Raw genomic sequence first — 13118 nt, 5'->3', positions numbered from 1 at the left:
CATGACCATCTCATCTTCGCTCAACGCCGGGGTTGCGGCGTTGTCCGCAAATGCCAACCGTCTGGCGTCGATCTCGGACAATATCGCGAATTCGTCCACCTACGGATACAAGCGGGTTGAAACGGATTTCCACGCCATGGTGAATGCCGGTGGACGTGGCAAATATACTGCGGGTGGGGTGCGCACGACCACACAGCGCCTGATAGATCAACGTGGTTCGCTGGTTTCCACATCGAATTCGACCGACCTTGCGGTGCGCGGGCGTGGCATGCTGCCGGTCATGCGCAGCTCGCAACTGGCCTTGCCTCAGCAGGATATGCTGCTGGCAACCACCGGGTCGTTCCGTACCGATGACGAAGGCTATCTTAAATCCGAGGCGGGTCTGGTCCTTATGGGATGGCGGGCCAATCCCGATGGTTCGATACCGAACCTGCCACGCGATACGTCGGACGGTCTGGAGCCAGTGCAGTTGAGCGTCAATCAGCTGTCCGGTGCCCCCACGACCGAGATGGTGCTGCGGATGAACCTGCCGGCCACCGCGACCGAAGCAGGCTCCGCCGGTGATACACAGCCGTTGTCGGTGGAGTATTTCGACAACCTCGGCAAATCCGAGAACGTGCAGATCGAGCTTGTACCGACGGTACCGGCGACCGGTGTCAGCAACGAGTGGACGATGATTCTCAGGGATACCGCGTCGGGTGGTGCCATCGTCGGCGAATATACCCTTACATTCTCCAGCGCCCGGACCGATGGCGGTACGCTGGCCTCGGTGACGGCAACGACGGGTGGCGCATATGACCCAGCCTCCGGATCGGTGGTGGTCAATGTGGCTGGCGGCCCGATGGAGATCAACATCGGGCAGCTGGGTGCAACGGACGGCATCACGCAACTGTCCGATACATTCGCCCCGGTCTCGATCACCAAGGACGGAACGGCCGTTGGAACGATGAGCCGGGTTGAGGTGGATGAGAACGGTTATGTCTACGCGTTTTTCGACAACGGGGTGAGCCGCCGTGTCTTCCAGATCCCTCTGGTGGACATGCCCAACCCGAACGGCCTGGTGGCGCTGGACAGCCAGACCTATGAGCCCTCTCGCGAAAGCGGCACCTATTTCCTGTGGGATGCCGGTGACGGTCCGACAGGCGACCTGGTTTCCTTTGCCCGCGAGGAATCAACCACCGACGTGGCGACGGAACTGACCGCGATGATCCAGACCCAACGGGCCTATTCGTCGAGTGCGAAAGTGATCCAGACGGTCGACGAGATGTTGCAGGAGACCACCAACATCAAACGGTAATCCGCTTTTGGCCTGCACCCTGATCAAGGAGACCTGTAATGACCATCTCGGCCGCCCTCAATTCGGCTCTCAGTGGGCTGACCGCCGCAAGCCGCGCAACGGGGGTCGCGACGGACAATATCGCAAATGCACTGACACCCGGGTATGCCCGGCGCTCTCTGGAAGTGACCGGAAACACCGTAGGCGGGGCAGGGGTCCGGATTGTCGGGGTAACCCGCCAAGCGGACCCGGTCCTGATCGCCAACCGGCGCGGCGCCGATGCGGCTCAGGGTTATTCCGATACACTGTCTGCCTTTCACAACCGCCTGTCGCAGTTGGTGGGCGGGGTCGACGATCCGCGTTCGGTGCCAAATCTGATCGCCGAGTTTGAAAGCAGCCTGATCGCGGCAGCGAGCAACCCCGCGGCCCAGACCCGGCTGGACGTGGCCGCCACCGCGGCCTCTGATCTGGCAGAGGCGCTGAACGCCGCATCCGATGGGCTGCGCAACGCTCGCAACGATGCGGATCGCAGCATCGGCCAGCAGGTCGACCGGCTCAACACGGTGCTTCAGAACATCGAAACCCTGAATGGGCGCATCCAGTCGGTCAAACTGTCTGGGGGGGACACCGCCTCCCTCCTCGATCAACGGCAGATGTTGATTGATGAAGCAAACACGATGGTGCCGGTCAACGTGGTTGCCCGCGACCATGGCAGTGTGGCCCTGTTCACCGATGGGGGCGCGATCCTGCTGGACGGCCCGGCCGTAGAGCTGAGTTTTACGCCGACCACCCAGACCATGCCGCATATGACCGTGGATAACGGGTTGTTTTCCGGGCTGGAGCTGAACGGGACACCGTTGCGCATCAGCGGCTCTGGCTCGGCGATCCGGGGCGGGACACTGGCTGCGGCCTTCGAGATTCGAGACTCGCTTGTGATCGAAGCACAAAAAGACCTCGACATGGTTGCGCGCGATCTGGTGGAGCGGTTTGAGGCGCCTGCGCTCGACCCGACCATCGCACCAACCGACCCCGGTCTGTTCACCGACAATGGCGTCCGGTTCTCTGCTGGGGCGCAAATCGGTCTGGCGGGCAGGCTGGAGTTGAATGCAATCGTCGACCCGAAGCAAGGCGGCCAAAGTTGGCGATTGCGCGACGGTTTGGGCGCGCTTGTTCCGGGGGCTCCTGGAAACGCGGCACAGATCAATGCATTTCATGAGGCACTGACAACTGCGCGCACGCCGCCGGATGCCAGGTTTGGAACCGGCGCGATGAGCGCAGCGGGGGTGGGCGCGGCATTGCTGTCCCGGGTGGAGCAAAGCCAAAGCCTTGCGGCCGAACGGTTGGCTTTTGCGTCGGCCAGCCAGACCGAGATGCAAAGGCTAGAACTGGAACAGGGCGTCGATACCGATGCCGAATTGCAGATGCTGATGCAGCTTGAACAGGCCTTTGCCGCAAACGCGCGCGTCATCGAAACGGTCGGCGACATGATGGATACTTTGTTGAGGTTGTAAGCTATGGCGATGAATTCACTGGGAGACTTGGCACAAAACTTGATGCTGCGAAGCTACGGAACCCGTATCCGCAACGAAGTAAACACCCTGACCCGCGAGCTGAGCACAGGCGAGGTCTCCGACATTTCCGGCCGGCTTCGAGGGGACTATTCGCATCTCGCAGATATGGATCGATCCTTGCGGCGCCTCTCGGCCCTTTCGACAGCAAATGCCGAGGCCAAGCTGATGGCATCTGCCAGCCAGACAAGCCTTGGCACCGTGGAAGAAACTGCCAGCGACCTGTCCGAGGCGCTGTTGGCGGTCTCGATTTCCAACCAGGCGGTCAGCCATGCCCAGGCGGGTGTCAAGGCGCATGGCGCGCTGGGCACGATGATCTCGGCCCTGAATACCTCTGTCGGCGGGCGCAGCTTGTTTGCCGGGATTGCGACCGATCAGGCGCCGCTGGCCTCTGCTGACACGCTTCTGTCCGAATTGCGAACGGCTCTGTCTGGTTTGTCCACGCCAACTGACATCCTGCAGGCGGCGCAAGACTGGTTCGACGATCCGGCAGGTTTCGTCGCAACGGTCTACGAGGGGGCGGATCAATCTTTTGCACCAATCCAGGTGTCCGAGGATACGCAGGTCGCACTGAACCGGCGCGCCGACGATCCGGCCTTTCGCGATGCGTTGCGGCTGGCATCGGTTGCTGCATTGGCCGAGGATCCAACACTCGGTTTGTCCGCTGACACCAAGACCGCACTGTTCAAGCAGGTCGGCGTTGACCTTCTGGGCGCGCGTGATGGTATCGTCACGCTCCAGGCAGAAACCGGTGATGCCGAGGCCAGGATCGAAAAGGCCGCGATCCGAAACGGCGCTGCCAAGAGTGGCCTTGAGCTTGCTCGTGGTGAGCTTGTGGGCGCTGATCCCTATGAAACCGCAATTCGACTGGAGGCTGTGCAGTTCCAGCTTGAGAGCCTCTATACAACCACCGTGCGCAACTCGCGCCTTTCATTGGTGAATTTTCTGAGATGACCGTGATCCGCTTGCTTGTGTGTTTCCTTCTTCTTCCCAGCGTTGTTCAGGCGGGGGCGGTTCGTCTGAAAGATCTTGTGGAATTCGATGGGGTCAGGGGGAACGATCTGGTCGGATATGGTTTGGTGGTGGGGCTGAACGGTACGGGCGACGGGTTGCGCAACGCCCCGTTTACCGAAGAGATCATGTCGAACATTCTCGAACGTCTGGGTGTCAATGTGACTGGCGAGGAGTTTCGGCCAAAGAATGTCGCAGCGGTCTTCGTCACGGCTTCGCTGCCGCCCTTCGCAAGGGTCGGCAGTCAGATTGATATAACGGTATCGGCGATTGGCGATTCAAAAAGCCTGCTTGGGGGAACACTGATCATGACGCCGCTGAATGCGGCTGATGGGCAAATCTATGCTGTTGCTCAGGGAACGGTGCTGGCCGGGGGTGCCTCGGCCGAAGGTCAGGCAGCCTCGGTCGTGCAAGGCGTACCAACCTCCGGGGTGATCCCGGCGGGCGCTCGGGTCGAGCGCGAGATCGACTTTGATCTCGGGTCGTTGACCCAACTGCGCCTGGCACTGCGTGAGCCGGATTTCACCACCGCCGGTCGAATCGAGGCAGCAGTGAATTCCGCGTTCAATGGACGGGTCGCGGTGATGCGGGATTCAGGCACTGTCGAACTGGACATTCTGGCCACGCAGGCGAGGTCGCCCGCGCATGCGATTGGGCGGATCGAGAACATTCTCGTCGAGCCGGAGCGAAAGGCGCGGGTGGTGGTTGATCAGCGCTCGGGCACCATCGTGATGGGGGCGGAGGTACGTATTTCGCGCGTTGCTGTCTCGCAAGGCAGCCTGACCTTGCGGGTCGAGGAAGCGCCGATTGCTGTTCAACCCAACCCGTTTGCCGAAGGTGACACCGTGGTCGTCCCCAGAACCACGGCTGAGATCGAGCAGGAACCCGGTATCAAACTGGCCGAGGTGCCCGAAAGCGCCTCTCTTTCCGATGTGGTCGCGGGTCTCAACGCGCTGGGCGTTTCGCCGCGCGACATGATCGACATTCTGAAAACCATCAAGGCGGCGGGTGCATTGCACGCGGAATTCGTTGTGCGCTGAACACTGTTCGGGATCGAGGCGGCCGACCCTTGTGATATGGGGCGGCGGTTTTTGGTTATTGCAGCGGTGTCACGTGCACCAAGGGCGCGAGACGCGAGGCGAGAGGGCAAAAGGATACCCGCCTGAGGGCGGGTATCCTGGGCTTGCAGCTTTTGTCTCATGCTTACGGCATGTAGCTGCGAACCAGGGCGCTGGCGATAAGTGACCAGCCATCCGCCAGAACAAAGAAGGCCAGCTTGAAAGGGAGCGAAACAGTTGCGGGCGGCACCATCATCATGCCCATCGACATCAGAACGGCGGCGACGACCAGGTCGATGATCAGAAACGGCAGAAACACCAGGAAGCCGATCTGAAATGCGCGCGCGATTTCCGACAGCATGAACGAGGGGACCAGGACCGAGAGTGGAGCTTCGGGAGTCGCGGTCATTTCCGCGCCGTCGGGGCGCAGATCGGCCATTGCAAAGAACGTGTCTGCGTCGAGCCTTGCTGCCATGAATGCCTTGAAAGGGGCGATTGCCTGTTCCAAGGCCGGCTCCAACGCGAGTTCCTCGGCCATCATCGGCGCGATCCCCGAAGTCCATGCCTCGGTAAAGACCGGCTCCATCACGAAATAAGTCAGGAACAGTGCGAGGCTGACGATAAGCATGTTGGGGGGAGATTGCTGCAATCCGATCCCCTGACGAAGGATCGCAAGGACCGTGACCAGAAACGGGAAACAGGTGATCATGATGGCCAGCCCGGGTGCCAGGCTGAGCACGGTGATCAGAAGGATAAGCTGGATGGTACGGGCGGAGACCGACCCGCCCTCACCCAGAGAAAGGGAAAGGTCCTGCGCCGCTGCCGGCTGAGAGAGCAACAGACCCGCCAGCAGGATACAGAATGCAAGGCCAGGAGCGGTACGCCTCATCCCAGGTCGCTTGCCAAATCTGAGATTTCGGTCAGTCGGACTGCCAACTGCCCCGCTTGTTCCCCGGTCAGTTCTTCGAGTTGACCCCGCGCGACCAGCCGGTCCCCGACATAGAGATCGACCGGGTCCTCGACGCGTTTATCGAGGGTAAGCACGGCATTTTCTCCAAGTCCGACCAGGTCGCGGATCAGCGGTCTTGCGCGCCCAACCGAAACGGTGATTTCGATCGGTACCGAGTTGAAAGGGTTCTTTGCCTCGATCGGTTTTTGTGGGTCGCTCATGTCACGATACCTCTTTGGCCTGGTGCAGGAAGGAGTCCATCGCTTCGCCGATGGAGTTCAGCAGGGCCGAACAATTGATGTCCCGCTCGGCGGTGCCAATGCGCAGACAGGCTTGACCAGCCGGAAGCGATGATTCCTCGACCAGTTGGACGGGGAAGGAGAATTCTTGGGAAAGGATGGGTTTGAGGGCAGAGCTGACACCGGCGGGAACGATCAGCAGGGCCGGTTGCGAAACCTGCTCGCGTGCCATGGATTTGAGTTGTTCGACGATGTGATGCGTATAGCTCCGTTCCAGCGTTTCGGGCAGAACCGTGCCGATCAGGCTCTCGAACATCGGTTCGAGGGATTGGGTCATCTGGCCTAGCGCCTCATGGTAGGTAAAGGAGAGATCTTCCAGGTTGCGGGCGAGGGTGGCGTTCAATTGACCTTGTTGTTCGGACCGGGCCGAAACCGCATCGTCCCATCCGGCGGAATAGCCCTGCTCGAAAGCTGAGAGACGGACCTCTTCCAGTGTGTCCTCGTCCATCAGGCGGACGCGGCTGGGGTCCATGAGGTTGATCTCGAAATCCTCTAGCAGATGCGCGATGGTCATCAGGCTTTCTCCTCGTTTTCTTCCAACCAGCTGCGCAGGATCTCGACGGTTTCTTCCTGCTTGTCACCGATCATGGCACGCAAACGATCAACCGGTGTTGCGCCGCCATTGGCGAGTGCGGGAACCGCGCCCCGTTTCGGCGAAGCGGTACCCGGAAGTTGGGCGGTGCCGGGCGATCCGTCCTCGATCTCGCCGGTCAGTGCCGGGATGCTGGCCTGCGGGGTGCCACCACCCGGAGGCGGGGCCACTTGCAGCAGGTTCGGGGAAGCCGCGGGCCTGGTCAGGATCGGCCGTACGACGAAGAGCCCCAGAACGATCGTGACCAAAGCCAGGGTCGCCATCTGGATCAGCGACATCATGTCAAAAGCCAAACCTTTCAGCATCGAACTGCTGGCCAGTGTCCCCTGAGGCTCGAGGTTCGGCAGCTCCATGGACTTCAAGGTGATAATGTCACCACGGGCCTGATCAAATCCAACAGCCGATTCGACCAGTTCGCGCAGCGCGTTCAGTTCTTCTTCAGGGCGTGGGGTGAACCGGTTGCCTCCGTCCTCTTCGGTTGCGGGCAGGCCATTGACCAGAACCGCTACACTCAGCCGTTTGATGGCGCCGGGGGTGCGCAGGATTTCCGTTTCGGTTTCCGAAACCTCATAGTTCACCCGTTCGCGGGTTGCGCTGGTGCTGGAGCTCGATTCATCTCCGACCGCTCCGTCACCATCCGGCAGGTTGGAGGCCACGGTGACATCAGAGGCTTGATTCTTCGATGCATCAGACCTTTCTTCGACATCGGTGCTGATCGCGACACGACCATTGGGATCGAAACGGCGCTCGCGGATCGATTCCGTCTCGGTCACTGTATCGAGACTGACCTCGACAATCGCGTTGCCGCGGCCAACGCGTGCCTCAACCAGGCGCAAGACCCGTTCGCGCATAAGCTGGGCCCGGTCTTCGGAGGTGCTTGATGTCGCGGCCTCGGGAGTGCCTATCACATTTCCATTGGAATCGATCACTGTAACGCGCTCGGCAGCCATGCCCGAAACCGCCGAAGCGACCAGATAGCGAATCGCATTGGCCTGGGCGGGCGAGATCTCCAAACCCGAGGGAACGAGCGAAACCGAGGCGGTCGGTTCGATGCTGCGCTGAAACGGGTTGGACGAGCTGTTGGCGATATGCACGCGGGCCTGCGCCACATGAGGGCTGGCCACGATGGTGCGGGCCAGTTCGCCCTCCTTGGCGCGCCAGTAAGCGGCATCGAACATCTGGGATGTGGTACCGAATCCGCTCAGCGAATCGAGCAGTTCGTAACCGCGTCCGCCGTTGGCAGGCAGCCCCTCGGACGCCAGCGTCAGGCGTAATTCATCACGCCGAGCGGCAGGCACATAGATCGACCCGCCGCGTACCTCATAAGGTACGCCCTGCTGCTCAAGCGATCGAACGACTTCGCCAGCCGAACCGCTCTCCAGCCCCGCAAAAAGCAATTGCATGTTCGGTGACCCGGCCATTCTGGTCAGACCCAGAACCCCCAGAAACACCGCGATGACAGCGCCAATAACGATGATCTGTCGCTTCTTGTCCAAACTTGCCCAGACATTTCTTATCTGCTGCACGTCTACCTCCGTCTCGCCGACCTTCTGCGCGGCGTACTCTCTGTTTCTCCGATTGGCCTTAACAATCGGTTAGTTCCTGCCGGGCTATTACGGTGGCTGAACCAAACACGAGGACGGCATGACGGACGCAACCGCCGAGGAGGTCGAACCGGAAAAGAAATCGGGCAAGAAGGGCCTGGTCGTTGGGCTCGTTCTGGCTCTTGTCGGGGCAGGTGGTGGCTATTTTGCGACGATCTCCGGCCTGATTCCACTGGGCACAAAGCCGGCTGATGACCATGCTTTGGCGACCGCGGATCATGGGACCGTCGCGCCGGATGCCCTGCCCGATGTGGCATATGTCGACTTGCAGCCGATCATGGTTTCGTTGCTGGGCGAGGGTGACCAACGATACTTGAGATTTCATGCCCAACTTGAGGTGCCCGAGCAATACCGCGCTGATGTCGAGAAAATCAGGCCGCGAATTGTCGACGTGCTGAATGGGTATTTGCGCGCCATCGAGATCGGTGACCTCAATGATCCGTTGGCCCTGACTCGCCTCCGGGGACACATGCAGCGCCGCATCAACATCGTCGCGGGCGAAGGTCGGGTCAAAGACGTTCTCGTAATGGAATTCGTGCTGAACTAGGAGAGAGCCTTGGAACTGATTGCGGATATTCTTCTGGTCGCTGGCGCCCTGGGCGCCGGGCTTTACTGCTTTGTACTTGGTCGCCGACTAAAACGCTTCAACGATCTGGAGAAAGGGGTTGGTGGTGCGGTTGCGGTGCTGTCGTCTCAGGTTGACGAACTGAACAGAACACTGGCCGCAGCGCGCGACGCCTCGGACAGTTCAGGCGCCGCGCTGGGAGAACTGACCGGGCGTGCCGAAGCGGTTGCGAATCGGTTGGAGTTGATGATGGCGTCGATGCATGATGTGGCGCCCTCTCCCGTCGCAGCACCTCCCGAAGTTGTAAGGCAGGAACCCAAGCAACCCCTTGCCGAGAAGGCGAAACCAGCGCCTGCGGGTGTCATGTTCATGCGCCATGACCGAGGCAAAAACGGGGCGGCGTCATGAAGGTAAAGAAATCCCGAACCACGACACGGGGTGGCGCCTTGTTGCTGATTTCGGTCCTGATGATCGGTTCCGCGCTTATCCGGATCGGGCTTGAGGCCGGACCAGCGCTGGCGCGGGAGGGAGGTGCGGAGTCCATGCAGGACGTTGCGGGTACGCAATCGCGCAGCACTCCGGTCGAAGCGGATCTGCATGCCCTTCTTGCCAGGCTGCGACAGAGGGAGGCTGACCTAAACCAGCGCGAGTCGACCGCAATGGAACGGATGCGCGCGCTGGAAATCGCCGAGGTTGCGATCAACCGCAAGTTGGCGGACTTGACCCAGGCAGAAGAGGCGCTGCGCGAAACAGTAGCTGCGGCAAGTGTTGCCGCCGAGAGCGATCTCAGCCGGCTGACCGAAGTCTACGAAAAGATGAAGCCCAAGGAATCGGCAGCATTGTTCGAAGAAATGGATGCCACATTTGCTGCCGGGTTCCTCGCCCGTATGCGGCCCGAAGCGGCGGCGGATATCATGGCCGGCCTCAGCCCAAAGGTGGCTTATACGATCAGCGTCGTTCTGGCGGGTCGAAATGCCAATGTGCCGACCGAATGACAACCGGAAATTAGGAAACTCCTGCTTGAATCATGCCTCAACCGGACAGAGCGGAGCGTGGAAATGATCGGCATTCTTGGTATCGTTGTGATCTTTGCAATGGTCTTTGGCGGCTATCTGGCTGCCGGCGGCAAAATGACGATCATTCTCAAATCGCTCCCCTTCGAGATGATGATGATCGGAGGGGCGGCGACGGGAGCCTTTCTCATTTCCAACGACATGGGCGGTGTGAAACACACGCTCAAGGACGTCGGAAAGGTATTCAAAGGGCCAAAGTGGAAGCCCGAAGATTATCGTGATCTGCTCTGTCTGCTGTTTTCGCTTATCCGTATCGCGCGGCAGAATCCGGTCGAAGTCGAACAACATGTCGAGGATCCGGCGAACTCGCCATTGTTCTCGAAATACCCGCGCATCCAGGCCGACCACGAGGCCGTTGACCTGATCTGCGACACGATGAGATCGGCGTCGATGAACTATGACGATCCGCATCAGGTTGAGGAAGTTCTGGAAAAACGGATGGAGGCTAACCTTCATCACGCGATGCATTCCAGTCACGCACTCCAGACCGTCGCGGACGGACTGCCGGCTTTGGGCATCGTCGCGGCCGTGTTGGGCGTGATCAAGACCATGGGTTCGATCGACCAGCCCCCCGAGGTCTTGGGGCGGCTGATCGGTGGCGCGCTGGTCGGGACGTTTCTCGGGGTGTTTCTCGCCTATGGTCTCGTTGGCCCCTTTGCCGCCAAGGTCAAGGCGGTCGTTGAGGAGGACAATCACTTCTACCTGCTGATCAAGGAGGTACTTGTCGCCAACCTGCACAATCACAACGCGGCCATGTGTATCGAGGTCGGGCGGCAGAACACGCCGTCTCATATACGCCCGGGGTTCTCCGATCTGGAACAGGCGTTGAAAGATCTCAAACAGGACGTGGCCTGATGGCAAGGGTGTTGTCGGCTCTGCTGTTTCTTGTTGCGGTCATGCCGGTTCATGCAGCCGAGATCGATGTGCGTTCAGGAGAGCATGGAGATTTCACGCGGTTGGTTCTACGCATTCCAGAAAAGACTGGATGGAAGCTGGAAAACGATGACAGATTGGCGAAATTGACCGTCGAATTGCCCGAGTTGAAATTCTCTTTCGACACAGTTTTCGATCGTGTGCCACGCAAACGTCTGAATGAACTGCGCCAATCGCAAATCGGTGCCCCGCTTGAGCTCTCGTTTGCATGTGATTGCGAAGCGCGGGCTTTTGTTCAATCGGGCACATTGCTTGTCGTCGACATTCGGGATCGGCCCGTCAGTAAACAGAAGGTCGTGCTGCCATTGCGAATGGGCCGCGAGCCAAGTCAGTCGGCGAAAGAGGAAGAGCAACTCGTTAAGGATCGACTGGTCGAGGATAGAGGGGAAGACGCCGCTCAGTTGCCCAAATCAAGCGGTGTTCTTCGAAGTTCGGTCGCGCAGCAGCTGGCGCCGTCATTCATTCCATCGGGATTGGGGGGGCGGACCGTTGAAAACAGGCTCTATTCCCGGATCATGCGCGGCGTCGATCAAGAGGTGCTGACACTTAACCCGCCGGAGGTAAACGGGGTGGACGAAGCGAGCGCGAAAGCACAGGCCGAGTTGGCGGAAACCTTGGCATCGGGCCTGGGCTTGCCGAACTTGCGTGTCACTACAGTCGTGGATCGCGATTTGCGGGTCTCGCAAGAAGTCCCCACTATTCAACCGGCCGTTCAACGGTGCATCGCAGAGAGGCGTCTGGTTGTCGAAGACTGGGCGGATGAGACTCCTTTCGCGACACAATTTGCCAGCTTGAGAGAGAGGCTCTTTGGTGAGTTCGACAAGATCGATGCTCAAGTTGCCTTGTCGCTTGTCCGACTCTACATCCATTTCGGATTTGGAGACGAGGCCAGGGCCAGTCTGGGCTTGCTGCCCACCTCTTCTTCGGACCATAAGCTTCTTGCGGCACTTGCCGCCGCGATTGATGGACGGGCCGCCCCGCAACCGAACCCGCTCGCCGGCCTTCAAGGGTGTGACACTGCTGCGTCGCTCTGGTCGGTTTTGAGCGAACGGCGTGCACCAGAAAACACCGATACCAATGCGGTTTTACGCAGTTATGGACGCCTTCCTGCGCATCTGAGGGCGTATCTGGGGCCTGTTCTGGGCGAATACCTTGCCGAGGCAGGTTTCGTGGACGCCGCCCGGCATCTGGTACGCGCGGTCGAGCGAGGTGACGAGGCAGACAAACCTTCGGTCGCGGTTGTCGAAGCAAAGATCGCAGGGTTGCAGAGCAATCCGGCGATCGAGGAGCAGAAACTGACCGAGGTGATCGAGGATGCTTCGGCCTCGACCCACGCACCACGAGCGATGATTGCATTGATCGAGAAACGATGGTCCGAGGGAGGGTCCGTCACCCAGAAGGAGTTGCTACTGGCGGACTCCTTTCGGCGGGAATACCGAACCTCCGAGATCGGCCCGCAATTGCAGACCGCATATGTGATCGCGCTCGGGCTTGCGGCGCAATTCGATGCGGCGATGGCGGTTCTGCTGACGCCCGGACAGGAGCGTGAGGAAGCGGTATGGCAGGACACGATGGATCGTATCCTGCAACGGATTACGACACATGCCGACGACATCACCTTCTTGCGTCACGTCGCCATGCTGGGCGGCGACCCTTTTCTTGCTTTGCGAACGGGAACCGCAAATGCCGCTGCCCTGCGCCTGAATGAACTGGGTTTCTTCGAAGACGCCTTGCGTTTTGCGGATCGGCCTCAGGACAGAAAGAGCCGCGAGGCCCGCGCGGAGATCATCGCGCGAGCCACATTGGGAGCCGGGCGCCCACATCGCGCGTTGTTGGAACTCGAATCCGTCAGCGGGGTCGAAGCCGAGCGTTTGCGTGCCGAGGCGATGCGCGCGTCAGGCGCTTTGGAGCAGGCGGCTGAAGCACTGGTGCGGGCAGGCGATCTCGATGCAGCAAGCCGATATGTCTGGCTTGCGGGGGCGGAGTCACCCTTGTCCGGGGCTGAAGAGACCCGCTTCGGTGAGATTCATCTGCTGGGCCAGGCATTGCTCAGAAATCCGGACCTACGTGATGAAACACCCCTCGCAGCCGCGCGCAGTCTTGTCGAGGGTAGCGCTCAGGTCAGGGACCAGATCGAGACCTTGCTGGGCCGCTTGCAGTGACTCGACGAAACCACTGTGCGCACATCGA

Annotated in this window: 13 protein-coding genes; 9 read left to right on the top strand and 4 right to left on the bottom strand. The window is 60.2% G+C overall.

Annotated elements, in window-relative coordinates; genetic code table 11:
• The first annotated feature begins 1 nt into the window (after position 1).
• Genes AC2FNA_RS06620 through AC2FNA_RS06605 form a run of 4 tightly spaced genes read left to right on the top strand, consistent with a single transcriptional unit; the run spans position 2 to position 4895 of the window.
• Entirely contained in the window at positions 2–1297 is a 1296-nt protein-coding gene (locus AC2FNA_RS06620) for a flagellar hook protein FlgE (RefSeq protein ID WP_234221792.1), read from the top strand.
• A 38-nt stretch (positions 1298–1335) separates the two neighbouring features.
• Positions 1336–2787 carry a flagellar hook-associated protein FlgK gene (gene flgK / locus AC2FNA_RS06615; protein WP_496825238.1) on the top strand — a complete coding sequence of 484 codons (1452 nt, stop codon included), beginning with the start codon at positions 1336–1338 and terminating at the stop codon, positions 2785–2787.
• Between the two features lie 42 nt (positions 2788–2829).
• Positions 2830–3798: a flagellin family protein gene (locus AC2FNA_RS06610; RefSeq protein ID WP_496825237.1), complete on the top strand. Its 969-nt coding sequence runs from the start codon at positions 2830–2832 to the stop codon at positions 3796–3798.
• A complete protein-coding gene (locus AC2FNA_RS06605) occupies positions 3795–4895 on the top strand; it encodes a flagellar basal body P-ring protein FlgI (RefSeq protein ID WP_496825236.1) in 1101 nt (366 codons plus the stop codon). Before AC2FNA_RS06610 ends, AC2FNA_RS06605 begins: the two co-directional genes overlap by 4 nt.
• A 163-nt stretch (positions 4896–5058) precedes the next feature.
• Here the strand turns inward: AC2FNA_RS06605 and fliP are convergent, their stop codons facing one another.
• From fliP to fliF, 4 genes are read right to left on the bottom strand one after another with little or no spacing between them, the layout of a single operon-like run.
• Positions 5059–5802 (bottom strand): flagellar type III secretion system pore protein FliP, encoded by a 744-nt coding sequence (gene fliP / locus AC2FNA_RS06600; protein WP_496825235.1) that lies wholly within the window; start codon positions 5800–5802, stop codon positions 5059–5061.
• The gene (locus AC2FNA_RS06595) at positions 5799–6083 is read right to left on the bottom strand and encodes a FliM/FliN family flagellar motor switch protein (RefSeq protein ID WP_234144630.1); all 285 of its coding nucleotides are present in this window, start codon (positions 6081–6083) and stop codon (positions 5799–5801) included. The genes fliP and AC2FNA_RS06595 overlap by 4 nt, the downstream gene beginning before the upstream one ends.
• Before the next feature lies 1 nt (position 6084).
• Positions 6085–6675 carry an ABC transporter ATP-binding protein gene (locus AC2FNA_RS06590; RefSeq protein WP_496825234.1) on the bottom strand — a complete coding sequence of 197 codons (591 nt, stop codon included), beginning with the start codon at positions 6673–6675 and terminating at the stop codon, positions 6085–6087.
• Complete coding sequence (fliF, locus tag AC2FNA_RS06585) at positions 6675–8279, bottom strand: flagellar basal-body MS-ring/collar protein FliF (protein ID WP_496825233.1); 1605 nt, start codon at positions 8277–8279, stop codon at positions 6675–6677. The genes AC2FNA_RS06590 and fliF overlap by 1 nt, the downstream gene beginning before the upstream one ends.
• Positions 8280–8397: 118 nt before the next feature.
• Between fliF and AC2FNA_RS06580 the strand changes: the two genes are divergently transcribed.
• The 5 genes from AC2FNA_RS06580 (at position 8398) to AC2FNA_RS06560 (ending at position 13090) form a co-directional block, all read left to right on the top strand.
• The gene (locus AC2FNA_RS06580; protein WP_496825232.1) at positions 8398–8904 is read left to right on the top strand and encodes a flagellar basal body-associated FliL family protein; all 507 of its coding nucleotides are present in this window, start codon (positions 8398–8400) and stop codon (positions 8902–8904) included.
• A gap of 9 nt (positions 8905–8913) precedes the next feature.
• Positions 8914–9330: a hypothetical protein gene (locus tag AC2FNA_RS06575; protein WP_496825231.1), complete on the top strand. Its 417-nt coding sequence runs from the start codon at positions 8914–8916 to the stop codon at positions 9328–9330.
• Positions 9327–9917 carry a MotE family protein gene (locus AC2FNA_RS06570; protein ID WP_496825230.1) on the top strand — a complete coding sequence of 197 codons (591 nt, stop codon included), beginning with the start codon at positions 9327–9329 and terminating at the stop codon, positions 9915–9917. The genes AC2FNA_RS06575 and AC2FNA_RS06570 overlap by 4 nt, the downstream gene beginning before the upstream one ends.
• A gap of 63 nt (positions 9918–9980) precedes the next feature.
• Positions 9981–10850, top strand: a complete 870-nt coding sequence (gene motA, locus AC2FNA_RS06565) for a flagellar motor stator protein MotA (RefSeq protein WP_496825229.1) — start codon at positions 9981–9983, stop codon at positions 10848–10850.
• Entirely contained in the window at positions 10850–13090 is a 2241-nt protein-coding gene (locus AC2FNA_RS06560) for a hypothetical protein (protein WP_496825228.1), read from the top strand. The genes motA and AC2FNA_RS06560 overlap by 1 nt, the downstream gene beginning before the upstream one ends.
• Positions 13091–13118: the final 28 nt, after the last annotated feature.

It is taken from the genome of Ruegeria sp. YKSD163, assembly GCF_059612905.1.
The sequence above is the reverse complement of the archived record's forward strand: the minus strand, read 5'-3'. Positions and strand labels throughout refer to the sequence as shown.

Bases quoted from the DNA above. Each gene is read 5' to 3' on its own strand.
- AC2FNA_RS06590 (WP_496825234.1), bottom strand. From the start codon at position 6,675: ATGACCATCGCGCATCTGCTAGAGGATTTCGAGATCAACCTCATGGAC.
- AC2FNA_RS06560 (WP_496825228.1), top strand. From the start codon at position 10,850: ATGGCAAGGGTGTTGTCGGCTCTGCTGTTTCTTGTTGCGGTCATGCCG.
- AC2FNA_RS06580 (WP_496825232.1), top strand. From the start codon at position 8,398: ATGACGGACGCAACCGCCGAGGAGGTCGAACCGGAAAAGAAATCGGGC.
- flgK (WP_496825238.1), top strand. From the start codon at position 1,336: ATGACCATCTCGGCCGCCCTCAATTCGGCTCTCAGTGGGCTGACCGCC.
- AC2FNA_RS06610 (WP_496825237.1), top strand. From the start codon at position 2,830: ATGCTGCGAAGCTACGGAACCCGTATCCGCAACGAAGTAAACACCCTG.
- AC2FNA_RS06620 (WP_234221792.1), top strand. From the start codon at position 2: ATGACCATCTCATCTTCGCTCAACGCCGGGGTTGCGGCGTTGTCCGCA.
- AC2FNA_RS06605 (WP_496825236.1), top strand. From the start codon at position 3,795: ATGACCGTGATCCGCTTGCTTGTGTGTTTCCTTCTTCTTCCCAGCGTT.
- AC2FNA_RS06570 (WP_496825230.1), top strand. From the start codon at position 9,327: ATGAAGGTAAAGAAATCCCGAACCACGACACGGGGTGGCGCCTTGTTG.
- motA (WP_496825229.1), top strand. From the start codon at position 9,981: ATGATCGGCATTCTTGGTATCGTTGTGATCTTTGCAATGGTCTTTGGC.
- fliP (WP_496825235.1), bottom strand. From the start codon at position 5,802: ATGAGGCGTACCGCTCCTGGCCTTGCATTCTGTATCCTGCTGGCGGGT.
- AC2FNA_RS06595 (WP_234144630.1), bottom strand. From the start codon at position 6,083: ATGAGCGACCCACAAAAACCGATCGAGGCAAAGAACCCTTTCAACTCG.